This window comes from Paraburkholderia sprentiae WSM5005 (assembly GCF_001865575.2).
GTDB lineage: Bacteria > Pseudomonadota > Gammaproteobacteria > Burkholderiales > Burkholderiaceae > Paraburkholderia > Paraburkholderia sprentiae.
In genome coordinates, this window is sequence record NZ_CP017565.2 from 186,765 (window position 1) to 211,898 (window position 25,134).

32 protein-coding genes and 6 pseudogenes are annotated in these 25,134 nt (G+C 63.0%); 21 read left to right on the top strand and 17 right to left on the bottom strand.

Annotation, left to right across the window (positions count from 1 at the left end; all coding sequences use genetic code 11):
• Positions 1–220 precede the first annotated feature (220 nt).
• The 14 genes and pseudogenes from BJG93_RS34450 to BJG93_RS36635 form a co-directional block, all read right to left on the bottom strand.
• A pseudogene (locus BJG93_RS34450) lies at positions 221–950 on the bottom strand (IclR family transcriptional regulator).
• A gap of 11 nt (positions 951–961) precedes the next feature.
• Complete coding sequence (locus BJG93_RS36300) at positions 962–1,165, bottom strand: hypothetical protein (protein ID WP_322786929.1); 204 nt, start codon at positions 1,163–1,165, stop codon at positions 962–964.
• A 41-nt stretch (positions 1,166–1,206) separates the two neighbouring features.
• Positions 1,207–1,380 carry a hypothetical protein gene (locus BJG93_RS36305; RefSeq protein ID WP_322786928.1) on the bottom strand — a complete coding sequence of 58 codons (174 nt, stop codon included), beginning with the start codon at positions 1,378–1,380 and terminating at the stop codon, positions 1,207–1,209.
• A 395-nt stretch (positions 1,381–1,775) separates the two neighbouring features.
• Complete coding sequence (locus tag BJG93_RS34465; RefSeq protein ID WP_027193773.1) at positions 1,776–2,075, bottom strand: ferredoxin family protein; 300 nt, start codon at positions 2,073–2,075, stop codon at positions 1,776–1,778.
• Positions 2,072–3,382 (bottom strand): FAD-dependent oxidoreductase, encoded by a 1,311-nt coding sequence (locus BJG93_RS34470; RefSeq protein WP_027193772.1) that lies wholly within the window; start codon positions 3,380–3,382, stop codon positions 2,072–2,074. The genes BJG93_RS34465 and BJG93_RS34470 overlap by 4 nt, the downstream gene beginning before the upstream one ends.
• 11 nt (positions 3,383–3,393) lie before the next feature.
• On the bottom strand, positions 3,394–4,497 hold the full coding sequence (locus tag BJG93_RS34475; RefSeq protein WP_027193771.1) for an electron transfer flavoprotein subunit alpha/FixB family protein: 1,104 nt from the start codon (positions 4,495–4,497) through the stop codon (positions 3,394–3,396).
• A complete protein-coding gene (locus BJG93_RS34480; protein ID WP_027193770.1) occupies positions 4,494–5,342 on the bottom strand; it encodes an electron transfer flavoprotein subunit beta/FixA family protein in 849 nt (282 codons plus the stop codon). Before BJG93_RS34480 ends, BJG93_RS34475 begins: the two co-directional genes overlap by 4 nt.
• Before the next feature lie 16 nt (positions 5,343–5,358).
• Entirely contained in the window at positions 5,359–5,697 is a 339-nt protein-coding gene (nifW, locus tag BJG93_RS34485) for a nitrogenase stabilizing/protective protein NifW (protein WP_027193769.1), read from the bottom strand.
• 5 nt (positions 5,698–5,702) lie between these two features.
• Positions 5,703–5,855, bottom strand: coding sequence for a hypothetical protein (locus tag BJG93_RS34490; protein ID WP_154671662.1), 153 nt, complete (start codon positions 5,853–5,855; stop codon positions 5,703–5,705).
• Positions 5,852–6,988, bottom strand: coding sequence for a homocitrate synthase (nifV, locus tag BJG93_RS34495; RefSeq protein ID WP_027193768.1), 1,137 nt, complete (start codon positions 6,986–6,988; stop codon positions 5,852–5,854). The genes BJG93_RS34490 and nifV overlap by 4 nt, the downstream gene beginning before the upstream one ends.
• Positions 6,989–7,204: 216 nt before the next feature.
• Positions 7,205–7,477 carry a hypothetical protein gene (locus BJG93_RS36630; RefSeq protein WP_407675303.1) on the bottom strand — a complete coding sequence of 91 codons (273 nt, stop codon included), beginning with the start codon at positions 7,475–7,477 and terminating at the stop codon, positions 7,205–7,207.
• A gap of 77 nt (positions 7,478–7,554) precedes the next feature.
• A complete protein-coding gene (gene erpA, locus BJG93_RS34505; RefSeq protein WP_071336678.1) occupies positions 7,555–7,929 on the bottom strand; it encodes an iron-sulfur cluster insertion protein ErpA in 375 nt (124 codons plus the stop codon).
• 66 nt (positions 7,930–7,995) lie between these two features.
• A pseudogene (locus BJG93_RS34510) lies at positions 7,996–8,130 on the bottom strand (iron-sulfur cluster assembly scaffold protein); the annotation flags it as partial.
• Positions 8,122–8,471: pseudogene (locus tag BJG93_RS36635) on the bottom strand (aminotransferase class V-fold PLP-dependent enzyme); the annotation flags it as partial. The pseudogenes BJG93_RS34510 and BJG93_RS36635, both read right to left, overlap by 9 nt.
• Before the next feature lie 384 nt (positions 8,472–8,855).
• Between BJG93_RS36635 and BJG93_RS34520 the strand changes: the two are divergent.
• The 16 genes and pseudogenes from BJG93_RS34520 to BJG93_RS34595 form a co-directional block, all read left to right on the top strand.
• Positions 8,856–9,023, top strand: coding sequence for a hypothetical protein (locus tag BJG93_RS34520; protein ID WP_154671661.1), 168 nt, complete (start codon positions 8,856–8,858; stop codon positions 9,021–9,023).
• 147 nt (positions 9,024–9,170) lie between these two features.
• Positions 9,171–9,347 (top strand): annotated as a pseudogene (locus BJG93_RS34525) (sigma 54-interacting transcriptional regulator); the annotation flags it as partial.
• 197 nt (positions 9,348–9,544) lie between these two features.
• Complete coding sequence (nifB, locus tag BJG93_RS34530) at positions 9,545–11,140, top strand: nitrogenase cofactor biosynthesis protein NifB (protein WP_071336688.1); 1,596 nt, start codon at positions 9,545–9,547, stop codon at positions 11,138–11,140.
• 41 nt (positions 11,141–11,181) lie between these two features.
• Positions 11,182–11,376, top strand: coding sequence for a 4Fe-4S binding protein (locus tag BJG93_RS34535; RefSeq protein WP_071336676.1), 195 nt, complete (start codon positions 11,182–11,184; stop codon positions 11,374–11,376).
• Between the two features lie 50 nt (positions 11,377–11,426).
• Positions 11,427–11,834, top strand: a complete 408-nt coding sequence (locus BJG93_RS34540; protein WP_231337718.1) for a HesB/IscA family protein — start codon at positions 11,427–11,429, stop codon at positions 11,832–11,834.
• Positions 11,835–11,849: 15 nt separating this feature from the next.
• The gene (locus tag BJG93_RS34545) at positions 11,850–12,431 is read left to right on the top strand and encodes a hypothetical protein (protein WP_231337719.1); all 582 of its coding nucleotides are present in this window, start codon (positions 11,850–11,852) and stop codon (positions 12,429–12,431) included.
• A complete protein-coding gene (locus tag BJG93_RS34550) occupies positions 12,428–13,147 on the top strand; it encodes a HEAT repeat domain-containing protein (protein WP_027193761.1) in 720 nt (239 codons plus the stop codon). The genes BJG93_RS34545 and BJG93_RS34550 overlap by 4 nt, the downstream gene beginning before the upstream one ends.
• Entirely contained in the window at positions 13,140–13,520 is a 381-nt protein-coding gene (locus BJG93_RS34555) for a nitrogen fixation protein NifZ (protein ID WP_071336674.1), read from the top strand. The genes BJG93_RS34550 and BJG93_RS34555 overlap by 8 nt, the downstream gene beginning before the upstream one ends.
• Entirely contained in the window at positions 13,517–13,792 is a 276-nt protein-coding gene (locus BJG93_RS34560; protein ID WP_027193759.1) for a nitrogen fixation protein NifZ, read from the top strand. Before BJG93_RS34555 ends, BJG93_RS34560 begins: the two co-directional genes overlap by 4 nt.
• Positions 13,789–14,160, top strand: a complete 372-nt coding sequence (locus BJG93_RS34565) for a DUF3024 domain-containing protein (protein ID WP_231337720.1) — start codon at positions 13,789–13,791, stop codon at positions 14,158–14,160. Before BJG93_RS34560 ends, BJG93_RS34565 begins: the two co-directional genes overlap by 4 nt.
• The gene (locus BJG93_RS34570) at positions 14,142–14,561 is read left to right on the top strand and encodes an aminotransferase class V-fold PLP-dependent enzyme (protein ID WP_231337721.1); all 420 of its coding nucleotides are present in this window, start codon (positions 14,142–14,144) and stop codon (positions 14,559–14,561) included. Before BJG93_RS34565 ends, BJG93_RS34570 begins: the two co-directional genes overlap by 19 nt.
• Positions 14,562–14,669: 108 nt before the next feature.
• On the top strand, positions 14,670–14,888 hold the full coding sequence (nifT, locus tag BJG93_RS34575; protein ID WP_027193756.1) for a putative nitrogen fixation protein NifT: 219 nt from the start codon (positions 14,670–14,672) through the stop codon (positions 14,886–14,888).
• 1 nt (position 14,889) lies between these two features.
• Complete coding sequence (locus BJG93_RS34580; protein ID WP_027193755.1) at positions 14,890–15,168, top strand: hypothetical protein; 279 nt, start codon at positions 14,890–14,892, stop codon at positions 15,166–15,168.
• Positions 15,155–16,318, top strand: coding sequence for a DegT/DnrJ/EryC1/StrS family aminotransferase (locus BJG93_RS34585; RefSeq protein WP_071336670.1), 1,164 nt, complete (start codon positions 15,155–15,157; stop codon positions 16,316–16,318). The genes BJG93_RS34580 and BJG93_RS34585 overlap by 14 nt, the downstream gene beginning before the upstream one ends.
• A gap of 10 nt (positions 16,319–16,328) precedes the next feature.
• A pseudogene (locus BJG93_RS34590) lies at positions 16,329–16,604 on the top strand (SIR2 family protein); the annotation flags it as partial.
• A gap of 77 nt (positions 16,605–16,681) precedes the next feature.
• Positions 16,682–16,969, top strand: a pseudogene (locus BJG93_RS34595) (2Fe-2S iron-sulfur cluster-binding protein); the annotation flags it as partial.
• Between the two features lie 333 nt (positions 16,970–17,302).
• On the opposite strand, the gene BJG93_RS34605 reads toward BJG93_RS34595, so the two are convergent.
• The 3 genes from BJG93_RS34605 to BJG93_RS34615 form a co-directional block, all read right to left on the bottom strand.
• Positions 17,303–17,539 carry an FmdB family zinc ribbon protein gene (locus BJG93_RS34605; protein WP_071336667.1) on the bottom strand — a complete coding sequence of 79 codons (237 nt, stop codon included), beginning with the start codon at positions 17,537–17,539 and terminating at the stop codon, positions 17,303–17,305.
• A gap of 18 nt (positions 17,540–17,557) precedes the next feature.
• A complete protein-coding gene (locus tag BJG93_RS34610; RefSeq protein ID WP_322791100.1) occupies positions 17,558–17,866 on the bottom strand; it encodes a thioredoxin domain-containing protein in 309 nt (102 codons plus the stop codon).
• Positions 17,867–18,157: 291 nt separating this feature from the next.
• Positions 18,158–18,832 carry an OmpW/AlkL family protein gene (locus BJG93_RS34615; RefSeq protein ID WP_071336666.1) on the bottom strand — a complete coding sequence of 225 codons (675 nt, stop codon included), beginning with the start codon at positions 18,830–18,832 and terminating at the stop codon, positions 18,158–18,160.
• A gap of 502 nt (positions 18,833–19,334) precedes the next feature.
• Between BJG93_RS34615 and hemN the strand changes: the two genes are divergently transcribed.
• From hemN to cyoD, 5 genes are all read left to right on the top strand, one after another.
• Positions 19,335–20,738 (top strand): oxygen-independent coproporphyrinogen III oxidase, encoded by a 1,404-nt coding sequence (hemN, locus tag BJG93_RS34620; RefSeq protein WP_231337739.1) that lies wholly within the window; start codon positions 19,335–19,337, stop codon positions 20,736–20,738.
• A gap of 477 nt (positions 20,739–21,215) precedes the next feature.
• Positions 21,216–22,112, top strand: coding sequence for a ubiquinol oxidase subunit II (gene cyoA, locus BJG93_RS34625; RefSeq protein WP_034476734.1), 897 nt, complete (start codon positions 21,216–21,218; stop codon positions 22,110–22,112).
• Positions 22,113–22,115: 3 nt separating this feature from the next.
• Positions 22,116–24,122: a cytochrome o ubiquinol oxidase subunit I gene (gene cyoB, locus BJG93_RS34630; RefSeq protein WP_231337722.1), complete on the top strand. Its 2,007-nt coding sequence runs from the start codon at positions 22,116–22,118 to the stop codon at positions 24,120–24,122.
• A 3-nt stretch (positions 24,123–24,125) separates the two neighbouring features.
• Positions 24,126–24,734: a cytochrome o ubiquinol oxidase subunit III gene (cyoC, locus tag BJG93_RS34635; protein ID WP_071336664.1), complete on the top strand. Its 609-nt coding sequence runs from the start codon at positions 24,126–24,128 to the stop codon at positions 24,732–24,734.
• Positions 24,735–25,067 (top strand): cytochrome o ubiquinol oxidase subunit IV, encoded by a 333-nt coding sequence (gene cyoD / locus BJG93_RS34640; RefSeq protein ID WP_071336663.1) that lies wholly within the window; start codon positions 24,735–24,737, stop codon positions 25,065–25,067.
• Positions 25,068–25,134: the final 67 nt, after the last annotated feature.

Below are 25,134 nucleotides of genomic sequence, written 5' to 3' on the forward strand. Positions count from 1 at the left end.
AAACCCGTCAGGCTCAGCGGCACAGCCACCTTGAAAGTCCGAATGTACGGTTGCAATCTACCTACCCATCATCATCGATTGAAAAGTTGGCAAACTGGCGGCGTCCATGTACTGACATTCGTTGAGTCGAAGTTGGGATCGACGGCGGCTGGCCGCAATGGCCAACATTAAGACATTCAGTAAAAGCGATTAACAACGCAAGTTTGTTCCTCACGCATCACTACCCGTCTACCTGGCCCGGCTTTATTCCGCCAAGGTATCGTGTGAGAATTCGCCCGGAATTCCTCACTATCTCCGCCCGGAGTCCAGTCTCTCGCGGGGCATGGTCAGCGTAATGACACCGGCGAGTTGCCCGGACGGGCCGAACACCGGCGCGGCGATACCTGTCAATTGCGGATCGAGGTCTCCTGCTAAGGCGATGACCTGCTGGCGGCGGATCTGTTGACCGAGTGCCTCGTTGCCCTCATGGCAGTAGGCTTGCAACACCCGGCCTCCTGTGCCACGATCCAGCGGCAGTAGCTCGCCCACGCGGATGTGATCTCGCACAGGCTGTGGCGAGTCGACGCGATACAGGCATAGCCGTTGCGCACCTTGACGTACGTGAAACGCGGCGCTTTCACGGGTTGCGGCCACCAGTTCCTGCAGCACGGGCATCACCAGCGACTCGCTGGAGGACGATTGCGCATGGACGGCATGCAGCCTTGCGACGCCGGACCCGAGCACGTAGCAGCCATCGGCGCGACGTACCACGAGATGCGCATGTTCCAGCGACGCGCGCAGGCGCAGCACGGTGCTCTTTACACGCGCGTGCGTTCCGCGAGCGCGCTCAATGACAGCACGGGCGTGCCGTTGCCGAAGGAAGCCAGCAGGGTCAGCGCACGGTCGACTGCTGCCACGCCGGCTGCCAGATTGTCGTCGGCCAACGATGCGATGGCGGGCTGTTTGGACATCGTGCTTCTCCTCAGACGGACCGTTGCAGCAACGCTTCCACTGCGCCGAAGCCGATGTGATCCGCCGGATCGAGCTGCCGTAGTTGTGCGACCAACTGTGTGGCGGTTTCGCGTTCGCCGCGCCGCAGGCCGATGAAGGCGAGCGCCTTTAGCGTGAACAGCCAGAAGCAGGCGGGACCGGGCGCGTGGAAGTTCGCGTCGCCGGCTTGTACCATCCGCCAGTTCTCATTCAACCCGGCGGCATGCGCAGATGCTATTAGTCCCAGATGGGCCGCGTGCTCTGCCTATCGAGTTCGCAGCGTCCGGCATGGAACTTGTAGAGCAGATAGTAGGCGGCAAGGCTTTGCGGAGACGTCAGCGTGACGCTCCACAGGACCGCGACGATCTGCTCGGCCGGCGCGCCGTGCAGGCCTTCGATGAGGCGCCGCACGGCGGCCGACACCTCGCCGCCGAACAGTTCGGTCGACTCGACCCGACCCCGGACAGCAGGTTCACCACACCGTCTCCGCAGGGATGAGGCGCTGCACCCGTTCGCCGCCTTCGAGGTGACGCGTGAAGATTTTCTCCACGTCGGCCATCGTCACGCCGCTGTAGAGCACCGCGTCGGGATAGACGAGCCCGTGCGCGCCCTGATCGCACGGGCCGAGACAGCCCCGAAGACGTGATCGCGACTGTATCGGGCGCCTGGCGTTTCTGTTGTTCCGCCCAGAAGGCCTTCAGCAGCGCGGTCGAGCCCTTGCCGCCCGGCGCCCCGCGGATGCGGCGGCGGCCGGTTCTCGGCGCAAGCAAACACATGTCGTTCTGGTCCGGCCATGACGATGTTCCTCAACCGAACTTGAACAGGATGCCGTGACCACCGCGCGGGTAGTCCCACTCGATATTTTGGTGGTCGGTACAAAGGATGCGGCAACTGCCGCATTCGAGGCAGCCGTCGGTGATCAGCGTCACCGCGCCGTTGCCTTCGGCCTTGTAGCACGAGGCCGGGCAGACGAAGGTGCAACTCTTCGCGGTGCATTCGCTCTGGCAGACGTCGGCATCCTTGATGTGGACGTGCGGCCGTCCTGCATCGACGCGATAACGGTTCTGGAACAGCTTTTCCTCTACGTTGACGGGTAGGGTGCTCATCGGAAGGCCCTCAGGAGTTTGTAGGCGTCACCCACGATGCCGGAAAGCGAACGGGCTGTGCGGAAGCTCGAAAAAATCTCGCGCTCCTTGCTTTTCTTGTCCTTACCGTCGACTGTGATCATCGTGCGCGCGGCGCGCGCCACGAGGTCGGGGTAGGTCGTAAAGAACTGCGGATTCTGGTGCAGCACGGCCGGCATGTCGCGGTACTTGTGCAGGTCTTTCATCACGAAGCTCTGATCGAGCGCGGCCTTGTAGGCCTTGAGCGTGCCGGCGCGGTAGCCGTGGCCCGCGGCTTTCGCGTGGATCACCGTTTCGGCGGCGAGGCGTCCCGTGGTCATCGCGAGATTCGATCCTTCTCGGTGCGCAGCGTTCACGAAACCGCCTGAATCACCAACGATCATCCAGCCGTTGCCGTAGACCTGCGGGATTGCGTGAAAACCGCCTTCGGGAATCAGATGCGCGCAATACTCCTTCATCTCGCCGCCCGCAATCAGCGGTGCGATCGACGGGTGCTGCTTCATCTTTTCGAGGAGCACGTAGGGGCTCGTGCGGTTGGGGTTTTTCTTGAAGTCGCTCAGCATGCAGCCCACGCCTATGGTGAGCGATTCCTTGTTGGTATAGAGGAAGCCAGTGCCCATCATGCCGTCGGTGATCCTGCCGACCATCTCGATCACGACGCCGTCGTCCTCGCCGACGTTGAAGCGCTGACGGATCGTCTCCTCTGGCATGAAGAGAATCTCCTTGACGGCGAGCGCAACGTTGCCGGCCCCGATCTCTCCATGAAAGCCCGCCTTGCGCGCGAGCGTCGAATTCACGCCGTCGGCGAGCACCACCACGTCGGCATAGACATCGCCGTGCTCGCGGTCGCACTGCACGCCGACCACCCGGTCGCCGTCCATGATCAGTTCCTTCACCGTGGTCTCGCAGAGCAGCAGTGCGCCGGCTTCGCGCACTTTCGATGAAAACCACTTGTCGAACTGCGCGCGGATGATCGTGTAGCGGTTATAGGGCGGCTTGTTGTAATCCTCGCTGCGCACATGCGTACCGACAAACGACGTATCGTCGAGCATCCACATCCGCTGCTCGATGATGTGGCGCTCCAGCGGCGCATCGTCGCGGAAGTCCGGGATGATCTCTTCGAGCGCCTTCGCGTACAGGATCGCGCCCTGAACGTTTTTGCTGCCCGGATATTCGCCCCGCTCGATCTGCAGCACTTCCAGACCTGCCTTGGCCATCGTGTAAGCGGCAGCGTTGCCGGACGGACCGGCGCCGACCACAACCACATCGAACTGTGAAGGTTTTCTCATCGTGATTCTCCTCAGGCAGCCTGCTCGCGGCGTCGGGTCAAATGCTCCACAAAAGCCTGCTTCAGCGCGGGCAACACTTGCAACGCATTGCCGACAATCCCGTAGTGTGCAAAATCGAAGATGGGTGCGTTCGGGTCGGTGTTGATCGCCACGATCACGTCTGCGCTTTCCATGCCCACGCGGTGCTGGATCGCGCCGGATATGCCGGCGGCGATGTAGAGCTTGGGCCGCACCGTCTTGCCGGTCTGTCCCACCTGGCGCTCCCCCTCGACCCAGCCGGCCTGCACGCATGGCCGGGTCGCACCCACTTCGCCGCCGAGCACGTTCGCCAGTTCGAACGCCAGCTGGAAGTTCTCCGGGCTCTTCAACCCCTTGCCGCCGCTCACGATCACATCGGCATAGGGAAGGTTGATCCGGTTGCTGCTCGCATCCGGGATAAAGTCGAGCAGCCTCGTGACGATGTCCGTCTCGATCATCCCCAGCGTTCCATGGACGATGTTGCCGGTGCGTTCGGCGTCACGCAGCGGCATCGGCATCACGCGCGGGCGCACCGTCGCCATCTGCGGACGGTACGCGAGCGTCATGATCGTGCACAACAGCGAGCCGCCGAAGGTGGGGCGCGTCGCCGCCAGCGCCCGCGACGCGGGATCGATGTTGAGTTCGGTGCAATCGGCGGTCAGCCCGGTCAGCAAGGTCGTCGCTACGGAGCCGGCGAGGTCTCGGCCCATCGACGTCGCGCCCAGCAGCAGGATCTCGGGCTGATGCCGGTTGACGAGGTCAGTCAGCCCTTTCGTGAACGGCTCGTTGCGATAGCCTTGCAAGACCGGGTCGTGGACGATGTACGCATCGTCCGCGCCGTAAGTGAAGGCTTCTGCGGCGAACTGTTCGAGCGGTTCATTCGCGCCGCCGAGCACCGCGATGCCCACTCGGCTGCCGAGCGTGTCGGCCAATCTGCGCGCTTCACCGAGTAGTTCCCACGAGACGCTGTGGACGTGTCCACGGTCGTGCTCGATAAAGACCCAGACGCCTTTGTAGGCCTTCAGGTGTTCCGGCAGTTCGAGGTTGCGTCCTGCGCGGCCGACGGGTTTCTTCGCGGGGGCGGCGGGTGCGTTCATGACCCCTCCTTCATCAGCAGGTCAGCTTCCAGGGTTGGATGGCGCGTGAAGATCTTTTGCAGCAGGTTCACCGACACGTCGCGCAGACTCGATGCGTCGAGCTCGAGCATCTCCGCTTTCTCGCTGCGCGGCGTCGGTCCAAAGACTTTTCTGACCGCTGTCGGCGAGCCCTTCAGGCCGATCTTGCTGAGGTCTTCGATGCCGGCCTGTTCGCAGTTCCATTTGCGCACCGGGTAGCCGGCCGCATGAATCATCGCGGGCAGCGTCGCAAAACGCAGTTCGTTGGTGTTCTCCAGCATTGTGATCAGGCACGGCAGCGCAGTCCTGAGCACGTGCACGCCGCCCTCGGCGCGGCGCTCGACGGTGATCGTGCGCGCGTCGAGAGCGGTCTCGACGATGCGCGACACGTAGGTCAGCAGTTGCAGCCCGAGGCGTTTGGCGATACCGGGGCCGACTTGCGCGGTGTCGCCGTCGATCGTCTGCTTGCCAGTGAACACGATGTCCACCGCCTGCTCCTTCGCGATCTGCTGGATACCCGCTGCCAGCGCGTACGACGTAGCGAGCGTATCCGCGCCAGCGAATGCACGGTCGGTGAGCAGCACGGCGTCGTCCGCGCCGAAGCTGATGCACTTGCGCAGCGCTTCCTCGGCCTGCGGCGGGCCCATGCAAAGCAACGTGACCTTGCCGCCGAAGTGGTCCTTCAGTCGCAGCGCCTCTTCGAGTGAAAACAGGTCATACGGGTTGACGATCGCCGGAACACCCTGGCGCATGATCGTGTTGGTGACCGGATGAACGCGGATCTGCGTCGAGTCCGGGACCTGCTTGATGCAGACGACAATGTGCATGGTCTTGCTCCACCTGTCAGGCAAGGGTGCGCGCGGGCAGCGACGCGCGCAGACTGTCGAGTGAAACGTGCTGTCGTCCATTTGTGTCCCGGAACACCTTGAACACTTTTTCCTGCGCCGGCGTGGAGGTGACGAAGTCGCCGTAAGCCTTCAGCAGCAGCGCGTGATATGACGCGAACAGGGCGGGTTCGTCGCCTTCCGGCAGCGCGTCCTGCTGCTGGATGTACTGAAAGAAGCGCTTCAGGATGTGCAGTCGACTCACGTTGACGACCTTCTGGTCGAACGGAACGCCGAAGAACTGCAGGAAGTCCTCGGCTGAGGACAGCGCCTTGAGTTGCTGGACAAAGCTTTCCATCACGTTTACTCCTTGCAAGCGGATGAGGATAGGTGTGGACAGAACGTCGGCTCGGCGAAGTACTTGTCGCAGGCGCCGCTGGTGGCGCACGGCGTCGTCGTGCCCGACTGTTCGGGTTGCGCGACGCACTTCGTGAAGCCGACCACAGCGCCGCTCATGACAATTCTCCGACGGTGTAGCGCAACTCGATCAGGAAGCGATACAGGTCGGCGGCGCTGGGCGTTTGCTTATGCTGGGTGGCATGGTGGCGGATACGGGTCAGCAGCAGCACGAGCAGCTTTTCACTGACGGCCAGACCGAGCGCGTCATAAGCCCGGCGCACGCTTTGCGAACTCGAATGCTTGCCGAGCACGACCGAGCGTTCGCGACCGAGTTCGGCGGGATCGAAGCTCTCGTAGGTCGATGCATTCTTCGCGAGCCCGTCTGTGTGGATGCCGGACTCGTGCGTGAATACGCTGGCGCCGACAATGCTTTTGTTCAGCGCGACCGGGCGTCCTGAAGCCCGTTCGACAAGCCGCGAGATGCTCAACAGCGCGGTCGTGTCGACGCCGGTGTTGCGACCCATGATATGGCGCACGCCCATCACGATCTCCTCCAGCGCGGCATTTCCGGCGCGTTCGCCGAGACCATTGACAGTGGTGTTGGAGTGGGTTGCGCCGGCGCGCAGTGCGGCAAGGGTGTTCGCGGTTGCGAGTCCGAGGTCGTTGTGCGCGTGGATTTCGATTTCCAGATCGACCGCGTCGTGCAATCGCGCAATCGCTTCATAGGTCGAAAAAGGATCGAGGACGCCGAGCGTGTCCGCAAAGCGGATGCGCTGCGCACCGCACCGTTGCGCGTGCCGCGCCACGTCGGCAAGGAACGCGGGGTCCGCGCGCGAGGCATCCTCCGCGCCCAGCGAAACCTTGCGGCCGCTTTTGACGGCGGCGCTGACCACGCGATTCACCTGCGCGAGCACCCACGAGCGCGGCTGGCGCAATTTGTGTTGAAGGTGGATATCGGACACGGGGATCGACAGGTGAATGATGTCGGGATTGCAGCACAAGGCCGACGCCAAGTCCGCGTCGGTGAGGCGGCCCCAGACCATCAGATCGGCGTCGAGATTCAGCGCGACGATGGTCTGGATGCAATCGATTTCCTCGGCACCCATCGCGGGGATACCGATCTCCAGTTCGGGTACGCCGGCGCTTGAGAGCGCCTCGGCAATCGCGCATTTTTCGGCAACCGTGAATGCGACGCCAGCGGTCTGTTCGCCGTCGCGCAGTGTGGTGTCGTTGATGATCGGATTCGACACGGGAAGTTGTCCTTTAGGCATTTGATCATACGGTTTGCAAGTACTGCGCCATGCACGGTTAGTGCGAATAGCCGCTTGCCGCGGGGCTTTCCGGTGTTCGCTGGCGCTGTGATGAAGCGGTACCAACGAAGACCTGTCGCGAATGTCGTGTTTCGAACAGCCAGGTGTAGCGATGAACACGGCGCTGCAGAAAGCGATGCGATGCGATGGGCGTGGTCAGCCAGGACGTGCGGACGCGGTCGGCGCGATGCAAACGCTGTATGGATTGGCTATCCATTGCAACGGCGATGCGGGAAGATAAACACAGGCGGCGGCTATCAGCGCGGCTATGCGCTCGCGGCGATGACCGCTATGGCGCTTGAAGAGGCCGCACAGCGCTAAGGACGCATGCCCCCAATGCTCACGCGCGAGCTCGCGCGTATGTGGCGGCTGTTCGATCGTCAGGTCGGCGTCGCGCAGCTTCACGCAGCACGCGAGACGCGGTTGCACGTCGAGGCCTCACGCATTGTCGAACTGGTCGTTCTCCTCGTCGGGAGGCGCCAGTCAGTGAGATTTTCATGATTGCCTCATACGGAAAACGAACTGCCGCAGCCACAGGTGCTCTGCGCATTGGGGTTGTGAATGACGAAGCGCGAACCTTCCAGGCCGTCTTCGTAGTCGACGCGCGCGCCGGGCAGGTATTGCTGGCTCATCGAATCGACCAGCAGCGTGACGCTGTCCGTCACGATCTGCATGTCGTCGTCCGCCACCTGGTCGTCGAACGCGAAGCCGTACTGCAAGCCCGAACAGCCGCCGCCGGACACGTACAGCCGCAGCCTCAGGTTGGGATTGCCTTCCTCCTCGATCAGCGAAGCCACTTTCGCAGCGGCCTGAGGCGTGAATTCGAGTAGACGGGGCATGACGCCGGGTGTGGCGGAAGCCGGTTGGGCGAGCGTTTCCATGGAGGTTCCTCTCAGGCTTGAATGGACTCACTTCGGGCTAGACGAGCAGGTCGGTTGCTCGGCGAGTTACAGGTCGTCGGCTGCTGCGCCTCGAATCGTCTGGCGCGAGCGAAAGTCAGACACGGCCGCCTTGATCGCGTCCTCGGCGAGAATCGAGCAGTGGATCTCGACCGGCGGCAATGGCAGTTCCTCGAGGATCTGATGCGTGCACAACGTCCCGAGCCCATGCCGCGCTCGTGGACGCCGCCGTGCATTTGGCACGCGATCGGCATGCGCGGCCGGAGCTCCACATACAGCGCGCCAATGTCTTTGGAGCCGTCGATCTTGTGAGCCGAGGACGACATCAGATCGACCGGCAGAGCGGCGAGATCGATCGACACCTTGCCGGCGGCCTGCGCGCTATCCACGTGCGGCAGAATGCCCCGGGCGCGGCGGGGCGCGCCGATTGCGGCGATGTCCTGGATCACGCCCGTCTTGTTGTTGACGAACATCACCGACGCAAGCACGGCGCCCGGCTGGAGCGCTGCTTCGAACATGGCGAGACCGGTACTGACGCGTTGGAAATCCGACATCGCAGGCTCCTGAAAACGGGGTAATGCGACCTTAAGGGCAACTTCCATGCCAGTGGATTTTCACGCTCTGGTGGCCTCTTTCAGCTGGGCCGCTGTTGTTTCGCTGTTGTTTTTGTGTCGATGCGCCCGACGAGTGAGGATTGTCGCCGTTCTTTTTGTCGGATTTGTCGTTACGCGCGCGGGATTGCCATGCGCGATGGCTTGCGTGGAAATGCGCTTACTTCAAACGCCGTGTCTTTGCGTCGATCGTGCGCCTTGCGCTGGTACATCGAAAGCGCTCAGCGCACGAAGGGGAAGTCAATGGTGAACATTCAGGCAAGCGTTGCCCGGCAAGCGCTGGACGGCATCTACTAGGTGAGCAAGACGCTGGTTTCGTCGCTCGATGTGGCGAAAGCCTTCCGCGAGTCCCTGAACTATCTTGTGCAGACGATGGAGTGGCGGCGCGCCTTTGTGGTGCTGGCCGAATCGGACGGGCAACTGCGCGCCCTGAGCGCTAAGGGTCTTTCGCGTGACGAGCAGTAGGGTCTTCAGTTCCGGCCCGGCGAAGGCACCGTCGGCCGCGCGTGAAGGAGCGGCATTGGGGTGATCGTGCCCAACGTGAACGATGAACCGGCGCTCCTGTTCGCATGGGTGGCGCGGTCCAGATAGCAGCGAGTCGTTCGTCGCGACAATTGCGCGGCGTTGATGGAGTGCCTGCGGGAAAGCGGGCTGTTCGGCCACGAGAACGGTGCGTTCACCGGCGCGGAGGGGCCAAGTAAGCGCTGCTTCGAACTGGCGCACGGCGGTAGGCTGTTCCTTGACGAGATCGGCGATATCTCGCCGTCGTTTCAGGCCTCGCTGGTTCAGAACATGCTGTCCGGGTCGTGTGAGATTTGTCGCAACACCGACACGACGCAACGAAATTGTAGGGATACGTCGCGCGCCGGGATCAAACAGAACTGCGAAATATATCCTAACCCGTTGATTCCTGGCGTTCTTGTCGAGTGGCATGGATCTGGCTCTATGGCTTGCGCGCGGCCGCCGTTGGTTGCGAGGAGATATCCATGCAAGCGAGTTCAAATGCGAGCGACTTGCCCGCAGCGGCCTACATCAGCGTCGGGCAGATTAAATCGCTCGGCGTGAAGATCGAAGACCCGTCCACCGGTGGCGGCTGCGGCACGCACGGTGGCGAGGGTAGGACCAGCTGCGGCGCGTCGGGTAGTCTCGACGACATGCCGCCGGACATCTGGGAGAAGGTCAAGAATCACCCGTGCTACTCGGAAGAAGCCCATCATCACTATGCGCGCATGCATGTGGCGGTGGCGCCAGCTTGCAACGTCCAGTGCAACTACTGCAACCGCAAATACGACTGCGCGAACGAGTCGCGTCCCGGCGTGGTCTCTCAGAAGCTAACGCCGCAACAGGCAGTGAAGAAGGTCGTGGCGGTCGCAAGCGAGATTCCGCAGATGACGGTGCTTGGCATCGCCGGTCCCGGTGATTCGCTGGCGAGCCCGAAGAAGACCTTTGAGACGTTCCGGATGCTGCAGGAACAGGCGCCGGACATCAAGCTGTGCCTGTCGACCAATGGCCTGGCGTTGCCCGACCTCGTGGACGAAATCTGCAAGTACAACATCGACCACGTGACAATTACCATCAACATGGTCGACCCGGCGGTGGGCGAGAAAATCTATCCGTGGATTTTCTGGAAGCACAAGCGCGTGACCGGTTACGAAGCAGCCTGCATCCTTCATGACCGGCAGATGAAGGGTCTCGAGATGCTCACCGCACGCGGCGTGCTGACCAAGATCAACTCGGTGCTGATTCCCGGCATCAACGAGGAGCACCTGATCGAGGTCAACCGCGACGTCAAGAAACGCGGCGCGTTCCTGCATAACATCATGCCGCTGATCTCGGAGCCCGAGCACGGCACTCACTTTGGCCTGAGCGGCCAGCGCGGACCGACTGCGCAGGAACTCAAGGCCGTGCAGGACGCCTGCATGGGCGGCGCCAACCTGATGCGTCATTGCCGCCAGTGCCGCGCGGATGCGGTTGGCCTGCTGGGCGAGGACCGCAGCGAGGATTTCACGCTCGACAAGTTCGAGCAGATGGAAGTGGTCTACGACCTCGTCCGCCGCCGTGAATACCAGCAGCGCGTCGAAGCCGAGCGTCAGGCGCAGCACGACGCGAAGCAAGAAGCGCTGGCTGTCTCTCGCGAGATCGACGTCGCCGACGACATTAAGGTGCTGGTCGCGGTCGCAACGAAGGGCGGCGGCCGGGTCAACGAGCACTTCGGCCACGTCACGGAGTTTCAGATCTTCGAGGTCTCGGCAGCCGAAGCGCTGTTCGTCGGCCATCGCCGGGTGGACCTGTATTGCCGGGGCGGATACGGCGACGACGAGCAACTACCGTCGGTCGTGCGCGCGCTCCACGACTGCCACGCGGTGCTGGTCGCGAAGATCGGCGCCTGCCCGAAGGACGAACTTGCACAAGCGGGCATCGAGCCGGTCGATCAGTACGTCGGCGAATTTATCGAAAAAGCGGTGCTTGCTTGGTTCAACGACTACCGCAGTCGCATCGCCAGCGGCGCCATCGTGCACCGGGACCGCGGCGATGCTTCGATCCGCCAGGGTGCTTACACCTCGTCAGCCTCAGCGGCGTGACAACCCCACACCCTTCCAGACAGGACAACAGGAGAGCCTCCATGCCTCTGAAGATTATTGCGTCCACCTGTACGGGATGCTCGGCCTGCGAACCGGAATGCCCCAATGTCGCGATCATCGAGAAAAGCGGCGTGTTCGCGATCGACCCCAAGAAATGCACCGAATGCGAAGGCCACTTCGACGACCCGCAGTGCGTCGCCGTGTGTCCCGTGGACGGCTGCATCGTTCAGGTTTGAGTCTGGCTCGTGGCCGGGCCGGCCATTGATCCATCAGGAGACTACGCATCATGCTGTCCAACGTAACTGTTACGAGCGCCGCCGAGAAGTTCATGCGTCGTATCGTGCGCTTTTCGGGCCTGCCGGCTGGCGCCGGCTTTCGTCTGGTGGTGAACGCCGGCGGCTGTTCCGGCTATACCGCGGAATTCACCGCCGAGCCGGCGCTGCAACCAGGCGAACAGGAACTCGACATCAACGGCCTGCGCATATTCCTGCCGGCTGAGAGCCGGCTGATGCTCGAAGGCATAACGATCGATTTCGCCGACACGCCAACCCAGTCCGGCTTGATCTTCTTCAATCCGAACCAGGCCGCTTGTGGTTGCAGCAGCAGTGCGGAGTCGGCGCCGCCGGGCCTGGCGACCATCGATGTCAGCGCGATTGGCCGCGGGCGGCCGCCGCTGCCGCGTCAGATCTCCTGAAGAGGAGCGATGGCGATGGACTCCGGCGACCGTGCCCTCGACGACGCAATGACCGCGTTTGCGCAAAGGGCGATTGGCGGCGGCTTGCCGTCGGGCGTCAATGCATTGATCGCCGAGGCGGGTCGGTTGCGCGAGCGCCCCGACGAGGCGCTCGCGCTGTTGCAACGCGCCCGCGCCGCCGCGCCGCGCCATCCGGTGCCGTTGATCGCGCTGTACCGTTTTTACTTCTACGGCCATCAATTGGCGCAGGCGCGTGCGATCGGCGAAGACGCGCTGGCGGTCGCCCGCACCGCGCTGGGCTCAGATTTCGGCGACGAACCGCTTGCTGCCGCGATCGTGACCACGCGTTATGACGCGGCCGCGCGTTTTTATCTGTTCACTCTGAAAGGCCTCGCGTACCTCAACATGCGTCTCGGCGACTTTGAAGAAGCGCGCATGCTACTGCGCGAATTGCGCCGGCTCGATCCCGAAGACCGGGTGGGGGGCGCGCTGCTTTCGCAGGTCTTGTATCGTCATGAGACCGGAGTCGGGTCCGACGATGCAATGGATGCGCTGAGTGAGTATCCGACGCGCGGCTGGACGGGGACGCAACCATGAGCGTACAGAACGTGCGCGTACCAGGCGGCGACATTGCACCGCGCCACTGCCAGGGCGGCCCGCTCGACTGCGCCGGCTGCGGGTATGTGCGGTTCCGCGAGTTGCCGGCGGAGCACGGTTGCGGGCCAGCGAGTCACGCTGGTGTGTTTTGTCTGCCCGCATTGCTCGGCGACCCGGACGAGATGGTCCGGCTGCAGCTCGCGTTGCGATTGCCGCAGGCGCAATTGGCGCGCCTGATCCACGATCCACATCGCGAGGTGCGGATTCTCGTGGTGCAGCGCCTGTCGCCTGCTGCATTGGTCGGCATGCGGGGCGATTCCGACTACGGCGTGCGCGAATGGGTGGCGCAGCGTCTGCCGCTCGCGCTGCTGCGGCAGATGATCGGCGACCCTGATCGCGTAGTCCGGATGCGACTGGCAGAGCGTCTTGAGATGCCTGCGCTGCTGCGTATTACCGACGACAGCGAGGCCGAGGTACGCCGCATCGTCGCCGAGCGTCTGCCCGCGACGCTGCTATCGCGCCTCGCGTTCGATCCCGATTGGCGAGTGCGCTGGGAAGTCGCGCGGCGCGCCGCTGGCGATATCGTGGCGTCGCTGGTGGATGACGCGGACGAAGAGGTGCGCGCGCTCGCGCGGCAGCGCCGGCAGTCGGGCGAGGTCGCTAACCTGATGACCACCGGACAGACGCAACGATCAGCAGGAGTGAAGCATGGCTGACATCAATCGCGACGACGACCTGATCGAGGTCGCGTTTCCCCCGCGCTTCAACTACGGCGAGCGCGTGATCGCACGCGCGGTGATCCGCAACGACGGCACCTACAACGGCAAAGACATGGGCGAAGTGCTGGTGAACAAGGGCGAGATCGGCTACGTCACCAGCATCGACACCTTCCTTCAGCAGTTCTATATCTACGCGGTGGATTTCGTCGAGAGCGGCCACCGTGTCGGCATGCGCGCGAAAGAGCTATGCACGCTCGACAACCTGCCCGACGACGTGCTGCAAGGCCTGGGCGAGCGGGCCGAAGCGCTGCACAAGATCGGCACGCGGGTCCAGCCGGAAACGTCGCAACCGCAGGAGCCGTCAGCATGAGTATCGAACCGGTTCAGCCTGCTTATCAGTGGGGCATGCGCGTGATCGCGCTGGATGACCTGTGCAACGACGGCAGCTTTCCGGAGCGCGGCCAGGACGATTGTCTGGCCGAGGCGGGTACGGTCGGCGAAATCGTCAACGTCGGCCAGGTGGTTGAGAGCGGCGAGCCGGTCTATCTGGTGGAGTTCGGCAACTGTGTCGTCGGATGCACGGAGAATGAAATTGCGCCCGCACCCGCCGGCCTGCTACCCGAAGAAGGAGCCATGTCATGACGGCTCAGGCGAGCGCGCCAGAAGCGGCGCCGCCGCGCGACGGTTTGCGCGCGGGCCGCCCGTTCGACCTGACCCAGCGCCAGATCGAGCAAGCGTTGCGCGAGCGTACCCGCTACCGCTATGTGCAGCCGCGCGTGCTGCGCGATGGGCGGGGGTTCCGTGTCGAGAGCCCGTGCTGCTCCCGCAATGTCGACGCGAATGGCGGGATGATCGACATAGCCTGGCTCACGCGCGATGAAGACGGTATGTGGCACCTGAGCGCGCGCGATCATGCGTCGCACCGATGGATGCCCCAGCATGAGAGCACCGATCTGGGCGAGCTGCTGGACACGCTGTGCATCGATCGCGAATGCGTGTTCTGGCCGTGAAGCAAACTAACGGAGCCGGGCGACGATCTATTCCGACCACAACGCGACCATGCCGCCAGCCTCCGCCGTGGCAGGCGACGCTGTACATCCTGACGGATGTGTGGGGCAACGCGTCGTCGCAGCATGCCGTCGGTCAGCAGGCGAAGGGCACGCTCGCTGCGGCCCGCGCGACGATCGCGCGAGCGCTCGGTTGCAAGCCCACAGAGCTGAGCTTCGCCAACGGCGCCACCGAAGCCAATCACCTCGCCGTGTGCGGGCTGCACGCGGCGGCGCCGGAGGGCCGGCACCGTGGCGTATTCAGCGCGATCGAACATGCTGCGCACCTGAAGCTGGTGCGTGCGCTGGCTGCACGCGGCGGTGCGGCTGTCGCTCGGCGAAATCACTACGGCGCAGGATATTGAGTACGTGCTCGCCCATCTGCCGCCGTTGCTTCGTCCCTTGCTGGAGGAAGCAGCGCATCTCGCTTGAACCTGGTTTGAACCTCTCATCAATCTCCGGAGTCCGCAACCATGAAAGTCATAATCCGCAAGGACAGCAAGGGCGCGCTGAGCGCCTACCTGCCAAAGAAGGACCTGGAAGAGCCCATTGTCGCGATGGCGCAGCCCGAGATGTGGGGCGGTCTCGTCACGCTCGCGAACGGCTGGCAACTCGAATTGCCCGCGATGGCCGACGATACGCCACTGCCCATCACGGTCGAAGCGCGGCGCATTACTGGCGTGGAGGAGTGAGATGAGCCTGAACGCCGAGCAATTGGACTTTGCGGCGGACCTGCTCCGCACGGCACCGACGCTACGCGACGCTGCCGCGCAATGGCACGAACGTTATCCCGAGGTGCGCACAATGCATGTCAGCGCAACGGTGATGCGCGACCAGACAGCAGCGCTCCGGTTCGGTGTGCGCAGTATCTATTTCGCGATATCGGCCGGGTATTACAGGTCCATCACGCAGCGGCCTGAAGAGGCCGATGCGTTGATCCTGACTGAGGACAAGGCGCATGGAAATCGATGAGATCGCGTTGAGCGAACCGGCTTGCGCGGCGCGCGAGATCGGTCTCGTCAACGCGGTGCTGCAATCCTCACGTTGGAGCGACGGGCCGATGCTTGATTCGTTCGAGCGCGCGTTTGCGGGCTGGGTTGGCCGGGAGTATGCGGTCGCGGTCGCGAGCGGCACGCTCGCGACCTGGATTGCGTTGCGCGCGACGGGGATCGGCCCGGGAGACGAGGTGGTCTGCGCGTCGCACACCTGGCATCAGGTGGCGCAGGCGATCACGCTGGCGGGAGCCGTGCCGGTGTTCGCCGACATCGACTACTGGAGCGGTTGTCTGAGCGCCGAAAAAGCCGCGCAGAAGATCGGCCCTCGCACGCGCGCGATCCTCGCCGGCAACACCAACGGCCACCCGGCCGCGTGGGCGCTGCTGCGCGAACTGGCCGACGCGCAGCGCTTGCGGCTGATCGAAGACAGTACTGAGGCGTTGGGCTCGCGCTACCGGGGCCGCAACGTGGGCTGTTTCGGCGACGTATCTGTGTTCGACTTCTCCAGCCCGTCCGCGCTGTGCACAGGAGCGGGCGGCATGCTTGTCACCGACGATGACGAACTCGTCCATGAACTGCGTTATCTGCGCGAGCGGCGCGTCACGGACCGCGCGTCCGTCTCGGTCGGCTCGTGGGTGCCGCTGCAGGCGGGCATCAGTGATCTGACCGCCGCGCTCGGTCTCGCGCAACTGGCCGAACTCGACACGCGCCTCGCGCAGCGAAAGCAGGTCGAGACTTGGTATCACGAAGAGATGCAAAGCTTCGAAGGGATCAAGCCGGCCTACGTGGCCGAGGACGTCGAAGAAGTGCACTGGATGCTCTATGTTGTGCATTTGGGCAAGCGTTTTACGCAGAGCGCGCGCGCCCAGATGATAGACGACATGAAATCTTGCGGCATTGAGACGGTGGCCTACAGCCATCCGCTGCATCAGCAGTTTCACTACATGAACGCGGGCGATGCGATCAGCCGCAGGAGCGGCCTGTTGCCCGACACCGAGCGCATCGGCGATCGCGCGCTGGCGCTGCCGCTGCACACGCTGCTCGACACCGACCAGGTCAAGTACATCGTCAAGACGCTGAAAGACACCGCGACCAACGTGGGCGCCGGCGCCGCCATTTATCTGTGAGGCGCACTCCATGAACGTTTCAGTCCAGACCATCGCCGAACGCCTGTGTGCGGGCGGCGTCATTCCGTACCTGGGACCAGCGCTGCTCGCGCTGTGCCCCGATACGGCCGTCCCAGCCACGCCGCTCGCGCTCGCCGAAATCATCACGGCCAAGGTCAGCGTGCTGCACAAGATCCGCACCCGGCTGACCCAGGCGGCGCAGTTCATCGAGAACTTCAAGCATCGCAAGTCGCTGGTGAGCGTCATGAATGAGGCCTTCGCAATGACGCCGACGCCGTCGGCACTGCGCAACCCGCACTGGCCGCGTGAAGCGTGGCCGCTTTTCATCGTTCTTTATCCGTAGCCTTTTATGAAGATCCCATCATGACCACAATGACCGTACTGCCTTCGGGCAAGACCTACGACGTTGCCGCCGGCGCGACCCTGCTGCAGGCACTGCTCGCCGTAGGCGAGAGCATCGAGCACAAGTGCAACGGCAAGGCCGACTGCGGATCTTGCCACCTGTTCGTACAGGAAGGGCGCAAGAGCCTGTCGAAGATCCAGCGGCTCGAAAACGACAAGCTCGATAGGCTCGTCGGCGTCGGCTCCAAGTTGCGCCTCGCCTGTCAAGCCGTGCTGGCCGAAGAGCCGGTGACCATCGAACTGCTGACTTCGTCTGAGCGGCGAGATGACCGCGGTCGAATCGCTGGTGGTCGACGTGGCCATCGTCGGCGCGGGTCTAGGCGGCCTCGCGCTGGCGCGCGTACTGCATGCGCAGGACGTTTCCGTCGTGGTCATCGAAGCGCGCGAGCGCGAGGGCGGCCGTGCTGACGCAATGTTGCGAAGCCACGCGTCGAGATACGGGCAGATGCCCTTCGCGCGTTCCAGCAGGCTGTCGGCGGTGGCCTGATCCAGCGTGCCGGCCATGGAGACGGTGAGACTGAGTGCCATCCCGTAGGCGCCCTCGAGGCTCATCTACATCGACAGCGCGATTCCCCGTTGGGCTCAGCGCAGCAGCTTGCGGCGCTCGGCCGGCGAATAGTTGCTGAGGTGCCCTTCGCGCGCCGCCTGACGCCGCGCGCAGGAGATGATCGCGCGGCTCTTGCCGGGCGAGGCCGGCGCGCTGACCTGCTTGTCCAGCGCGGTGCCGCCGCATTGCGGGCAGACGGGCGCGTGGCCGGCGCGCACCAGCGTTTCGAATGCGTGGCCGCAGGCCGCGCAGCGATAGTCGTACAGGGGCATAGTGATCAGATCTCCGTTTCAGGTGGATGCGGCGCAGCGGATCGCCCGTTGGTGCGAGCTGTGGTCCGTCATTGCGGCGCAGCCTTCGTACGGCATGTCCGGGGCCGGTGCTTGCGCGCCGAGCCCGATCCAGGTGTTCACCAAGGCCGCATTGAAGCCGACCATGCGGCGCTCGTCGCATTGCATCCGCGGCCGGCGGATCAGCAGCGGCTCGGCCAGCAACAGCGCCAGGGCGACATTGGCGCCGATCGTTTCCGGCACCACTTCGCTCGACTTGATGCGCGGTGCCGCGCGGTAGAACCTCTCGCTGACCGGCCGCGGCGCCATGAAGGCCCGCAGCGTGCGGCGATCCAGAGCCAGCTCAATAGGTTGCGCACGTCGAGTGTGTGGCCGGCTATGCGCAGCAGGGCTTTCTGGCGCGCATTGCCGGAGCAGCCGGGTTTTTGGGTGAGGTGGGCCATTGCCGGGGTTTTCAGGTTTGACGCAGCAGTTGCAGGCAGTCGAGGCTAGCCGCCATGTCGTTGGCAGTGAAGTCGTCCTGGTAACGCACAGCCGGATCGGCGACCAGCCTGAGCAGCGTGCGCACTTGACAACGGAATGGGACACTCGCTGCGCTCGCTAGAACTTCATCCCGACGCCTATTCCCAGTACCAGTGGGTCGATGTCCAGTCGGCCCAATGAACTGCCGCCGACCGAGGCGTCCGTGTGCATCCAGATCTTCTTGATATCCGCGTTGAGAAAGACGGTCTTCGTGATCTGCACGTCGACGCCAGCCTGCACCGCCGGACCGAAGCTGCTGCGTGACACCTGGATGCCTTCGGATCTCGCGCTCAGGCCGTCGTTGTAGAAGTACGTGTAGTTGACCCCCGCGCCGACATACGGTCGGATCATGCCAGCATGGTTGAAGTGATATTGCAGCAGCAGCGTCGGTGGCAGCACGTTCACGCCACCGAGATCGCCGAGGTCAGACGTCACGTGGTGCCGCGGGGTGGCGAGAATCAGCTCGATGCCGATCGCGTCGCGGATCATATAGGTCAGGTCCAACTCCGGCACGAGTGCGTTATTGACACTCACGCCGAGCGACGACAACGTGCCGCTGGTGTGTACTTCGGGCTCGATCGAGATGGCACGCAGACGCACAAGCACGTCACCGGCGTGGATCCCATCCGCCGGCACCTCGCCTGCCATCGTGCTTCCGTTCGCGCTTACGTCATCCGCGTATGCCCGCACTTCGAACAAACCGGTAGCGCACAGGCTTGCCACGATCATCACGGCCTTAATCACGTGCTTCATCGCTTTCCCCTTGTTGATGTATGCGGGGAATTGTCGACGCGCAAATCAGGGCTGCCCTTGCGCGGGATCAACCGGTCCCGATCCCGAAGTCAAGATGCGACATCGGGTCACGCGTAGGAATGTCGAGATAGCGGGAGCCTTGAGGCCGGACTTCTGCCGTCGCCACCAACACGAGCTCGCCGGGGCGTGCCGTCCCGTTGCCCGGTCGCAGGCACGTAATTTCAGGCGGCCGCCTTCGCGAGATTGCGCGCCTGAGCGTAGCGCTATTCCAGAACGAACGTCCGTGTATATCACGAACACGTCCCGCGCCTCGCCTCTCACCTACACAGGACTATCGTGCTCACGACACCTCGTATTGATACAGATCAGCGCTTTCCAGGCTCCATGCAGGACAATCGGGGCAGCCGTGTTCGCCGCGCTGTCCGCGCAGAAGGTTCTGGAGATGGGGATGAAGAAACGAATACACCGCGAAGCAGACTATCAGCCGAAGCAGCGCGCGCGGATGCGGGAAGCGGCATCCCGAGCGCCTGACAGTCCGGAGATTCCCGCGGAGGTGGTTCGCCACTTCGACCGTTCGGGGCCTCGCTATACCTCATATCCCACCGCAGATCGATTTCACCCCGGGTTCGAGGAGCGGGCATACGAACGTCAGCTTGCCGCTCGTGCTACTGCTGAGAATAATCCGCCGCTCTCGCTATATGTTCATCTGCCGTTTTGCAGATCGCTCTGCTACTTCTGCGCATGCAACAAGGTCATTACGCACGACCATGGCTGCAGCGCTAGATATCTGAGCTACCTCGTTCGTGAGATGGACCTGGTCGCGTCACATCTCGGACCTGACCGGCGAACCGTGCAGCTGCATCTGGGAGGTGGAACGCCGACCTTCTTCCCCGTTGCCGAGCTCGAAGAGCTTGTCCAGCAACTGCAGAACCGCTTCGCGTTCTCGATCGACGCAGAACTCGCCATCGAAATTGACCCGCGAACCGTCAGCACTAAAACGCTTTCACCACTCGCGCGCCTCGGCTTCAACCGAGCGAGCTTCGGCGTACAGGACTTTGCTACCAACGTCCAGCAGGCTGTCAATCGCATCCAGCCACTCGATGTGGTGGAACGCGCACTCAGCGGCGCACGCGATGCGGGATTTTCCTCAATTAACGTCGACCTGATCTACGGTTTGCCACAGCAGACTGTCGCCAGCTTTGCCCACACACTGGACGAGGTGATCCGGCTGGCGCCCGATCGCGTCGCGCTCTACAACTACGCGCACCTGCCAGACCGCTTCAAGGCCCAGCGATTAATTGACGCAGCCCGATTGCCATCGACCGAGGAGCGCCTGCGCATATTTATGCTCTCGGCCCAGCGCTTTCTCGATGCCGGATACATCTATATCGGTCTCGACCATTTCGCCAGACCCGACGACGAGCTGAGCATTGCGTTGCGCAACGGTAGCCTCCATCGCAATTTCCAAGGCTACACGACGTACGCGGAGTGCGATCTGGTCGGCTTCGGTGTGTCGGCCATCGGCAAGATCGGCAGCGCGTACAGTCAGTCGACGAGCTCGTTGCAAAGCTACTACCGATCACTCGACGAAGGCCGGCTTCCGGTCGAACGCGGAATTGCCCTGTCGCCTGACGATGCGTTGCGTCGGGAGGTGATCATGACGCTCATGTGCAGCGTGCCGCTGAATTTCGCGGCGATCTCGCTAGCGCATCAGATCGACTTCGTCCGCTATTTCTCAAGTGAGCTTACCGCCCTGGAACCATACCGGGAGGCGGGACTGGTGAGCATCGATGGAAACGGCATCTCGATTCCCCCAAAAGGCCGGTTCTTCGTGCGCGCAGTGGCCATGGTGTTCGACGGTTATCTGGAGCGCCCCTCGAGCGCGTCCTGGTCAAAACTGATCTAGCGGCACGACCGTCGGTGGCTGGCGCAAACAACGCGACAAGAAGTGTTCGTCGAACTCCGAAATAGCAACGCCAAGGTGCGTATTTGCTGATCCGGATCAGATTGTCCCGCGCATCGAGAATGCTGCGAGCGTTGCATTACCCGCAAACTGCGCCGTCAGCAAGGTGTTCCCCTGTTCACACGGGCGCCGTAAAGTCTGTCCTTCGTTCCCCGCCACGTGCCCCGTTACGATCCTCGATTGCCAGATCGAGGCCATCCCTCGCAGCCTGGCTCTGCTTCAGTTCAGCCATGAAGACATGGGCGATCGCCTGATATAGCCCGCGCACTGCGTCAGTGCACCGCACCCGCCGCTTTGTTCATCCTTGATCGACATCAATCACAAAGCTGGCCGGTTGTCGGACCATGACGCTGCGAGTGTGATGCCGCATGCGTCAAGCCAGCCTCAGGTCAAAAGTGCCACAACCCGGACTTAACCACTATGACAGACAGAAAAGCCTTAAGGAAACGGTCGATAGCCATCGTCACGACATTGAGCGCCTGTCTATCGGGATGTGATCTGACTGTGCTTGATCCAAAAGGGAGCGTCGGCGCGGCCGAGAAGTCGCTGATCGCCACTGCCACGTGGGCGATGCTGATCGTCGTGATCCCGGTGATCCTGCTGACGCTGTTCTTCGCGTGGCGCTACCGTGCGTCGAACCGTCACGCGGTCTATGCACCCAAATGGGCGCACTCGACGGCGATCGAGATCGTCGTCTGGACGATCCCCGCCCTGATCATCCTGTACCTCGGTATCCTGACGTGGCGCACCACGCATGAGCTCGACCCGTACCAGCCGCTGCAGTCGAGCGTGAAGCCGATCGACGTCGAGGTGGTCGCGCTCGACTGGAAGTGGCTCTTCATCTACCCGGACCTCGGCATTGCGTCGGTGAACCAGCTCGCCGTGCCAGTCGATACGCCGGTGAATTTCCGGATCACGTCGGACTCGGTGATGAACTCATTCTTCATCCCGCAACTCGGCACCCAGGCGTATGCAATGGTCGGCATGCAGACCCGTCTGCACCTGATCGCGGATGCACCGGGAAATTTCGAAGGTATGTCCGCCAACTTCAGCGGCAAGGGATTCGCCGACATGAAGTTCCGCACGCTCGCGACGAGCGCCACCGACTTCGACGCATGGGTGCGGAAGGTCAAGGCTTCGCCGGACCGCCTGAGCATGGACGAATACGCCGAAGTCGCGAAGCCGAGCGAGAAGCAGTCGGTACGCTACTTCTCATCGATCGACCAGCACCTGTTCCGCAACATCGTTGCCCGATACAACAACGGCAACGTCACGGCCTTCCGCGACGCCGCCTGTCGCACGCAGACCACGGAGTAAGCCATGTTTGGAAAACTCACGCCCGGCGCGATCCCGTTCGATCAGCCGATCATCATGGGCGCGGCCGCGTTCATGGCGCTCATCGTGCTGGCGGTGATCGCCACGCTCACGAAGCTCTGCCGCTGGAAGTGGCTCTGGACCGAGTGGCTGACAAGCGTCGATCACAAGAAGATTGGCATCATGTACATCATCGTCGCGGTGCTGATGCTCGTGCGCGGTTTTGTCGACGCCGTAATGATGCGGCTTCAGCTCGCGATCGCGTTTCACGGCCCCGGTTACCTGCCGCCGCACCACTACGACCAGATATTCACCGCGCACGGTGTCATCATGATCTTTTTCATGGCGATGGCGCTGATGGTCGGCCTCTTCAATCTTGTCGTGCCGCTGCAGATCGGCGCGCGCGACGTCGCCTTCCCATTCCTGAATTCGCTGAGCTTCTGGATGACGGCGATCAGCGCGATCCTGATCAATCTGTCGCTCGTGGTCGGCGAGTTCGCGCAGGTCGGCTGGCTCGCGTATCCACCGCTGTCGGAGCTGCAGTTTAGTCCCGGCGTCGGGGTCGACTACTACATCTGGAGTCTGCAGCTCTCTGGCGTCGGTACGCTGATTACCGCGATCAACTTCTTCGTGACGATAGTGAAGCTGCGCGCGCCCGGCATGACGCTGATGAAGATGCCGGTGTTCACGTGGACCGCGCTGTGCTCGAACGTGCTGATCATGGCAACGTTCCCGATCCTGACCGTGACGCTCGCACTGCTCGGCCTCGACCGCTACGCAGGCATGCACTTTTTCACAAATGAGCTCGGCGGCAACGCGATGCTGTACTTGAACCTGATCTGGGCGTGGGGCCACCCGGAGGTGTACATCCTCGTGCTGCCCGCGTTCGGCATCTATTCGGAAGTGATCGCGACCTTCGCGAAGAAACCGCTGTTTGGCTACAGAACGATGGTCTACGCGTCGTGCGCGATCACGGTGCTCGCATTCCTCGTGTGGGCGCACCACTTCTTCACGATGGGTTCCGGCGCGGACGTTAACGCGTTCTTCGGCATTATGACGATGGTCATCGCGATCCCCACCGGCGTGAAAATCTTCAACTGGCTGTTCACGATGTACCGCGGTCGCATCGAGTTCACCGCACCCGTGCTGTGGACGATCGGCTTCATGGTCACGTTCACGATCGGCGGCATGACGGGCGTGATGATGGCGATCCCGGGCGTGGACTTCGTGCTGCACAACAGCCTGTTCCTGATCGCGCACTTTCACAACGCGATCATAGGCGGCGTCGTGTTCGGCTATCTCGCGGGCTTCCATTACTGGTTCCCGAAGGCGTTCGGCTTCAGGCTTAACGAGAAGCTCGGCAAGCGGGCGTTCTGGTGCTGGTTCGTCGGCTTCTACGTGTCGTTCGTGCCGCTCTACGTGCTCGGCTTCATGGGCATGACCCGGCGCCTGAATCACTACGACAACCCGGCCTGGCATCCCTGGCTGTTCGTCGCCGCATGCGGCGTGGCGCTGATCGCACTCGGTGTCGTGCACCAGATCGCCCAGGTCGCCGTGAGCGTGATCCATCGCAACGAGCCGGAATACGGCGACCTGACGGGCGACCCGTGGAACGGCCGCACGCTCGAATGGGCCACCGCGTCGCCGCCCGCTGTCTACAACTTCGCGCGCATACCGGTCGTCCACCAGCTCGACGCGTTCGCGCACATGAAGGAAAGCGGCGCAGCAAATGCCGCACTGGCGCATTACGAGGACATCCACCTACCGTCGAACACCGCGGACGGGTTCCTGATCGGCGCATTCAGCCTTGTGCTCGGCTTCGCTGGCGTCTGGCACATCACGTGGCTCGCCGTGCTGGCCTTCGTCGCGATCGTCGCCGCGCTGATCGCGCGTAGCTTCCGCGACGACCATGGCTACGTGATTCCGGCCTCGCGCGTGCGCGAAATCGAAGCACGACGCGGCAGCGCACCCACCCCGGCCGACCTTGAATTACCCGAATCCGCGGAGACCTGATCCATGACGCAACCTGCATTACTCGTCTATCACGGCAGGTCGAGCGCTGACCACGGCCCAACGCCCACCGTGTTCGGCTTCTGGCTGTACCTGATGACCGACTGCATGCTGTTCGCGTCGCTGTTCGCCGTGTTCGCCGTAATGGCGCACCAGTTCGCGGGTGGCGCGTCCGGACGGGACCTGTTCGACATCCCGGGTGTCGCACTTGAAACCGGCGCGCTGCTGCTGAGCAGCACCACCTACGGCTTCGCGATGCTCGGCGCGCAGCGCCAGGGGCGTGGTGCCGTGATCGGCTGGCTCCTCGTGACGTTCGTGCTTGGCGCGCTGTTCCTCGCGTTAGAGCTGCGCGAATTCTCGCACCTGGTCGCCAACGGTGCTGGGCCCAGTCGCAGCGCCTTCCTGTCGTCGTTCTTCACGCTGGTCGGCACCCACGGCCTGCACGTGACAGCGGGCCTCGTCTGGATGGCCGTGCTCGTCGTGCATGTCGTCCGCTCACCTGAACTGTCCGGTCGCGACCTCACGAGTCTGACATGCCTGAGCCTCTTCTGGCACTTCCTCGACATCGTGTGGATCTGCGTGTTTTCGTTTGTCTATCTCGGGAGCATGCTCTAAATGGTCCATTCACACTCGACGTCCACGACCGCCTCGCGTGGTGACGTCGCCGGTTATATCACCGGTTTCGTGCTTGCCGTGGCGCTGACTGCTGGCTCATTCTCGATCGTCACGCAACGGTTGCTGCCGTCCGGTTCCGCGATTATGGCGCTCGCGTTGCTGGCGTTCGTGCAGATCGTCGTGCATCTGGTGACGTTCCTGCATCTCGACCTGTCGCGCGGCCAGCGCTGGAACGCGCTGGCGTTATGCTACACCGCGCTCGCCGCGCTGTTCCTGATCTTCGGCACGATCTGGGTAATGCACAATGTCAGCATGAACATGATGTCGCGCTGACTCGCCACCAGCGCGAAACTGTCTGGTCACGTCATCGCGGACCCGGCATGCAGCCGTCGACCGCGCG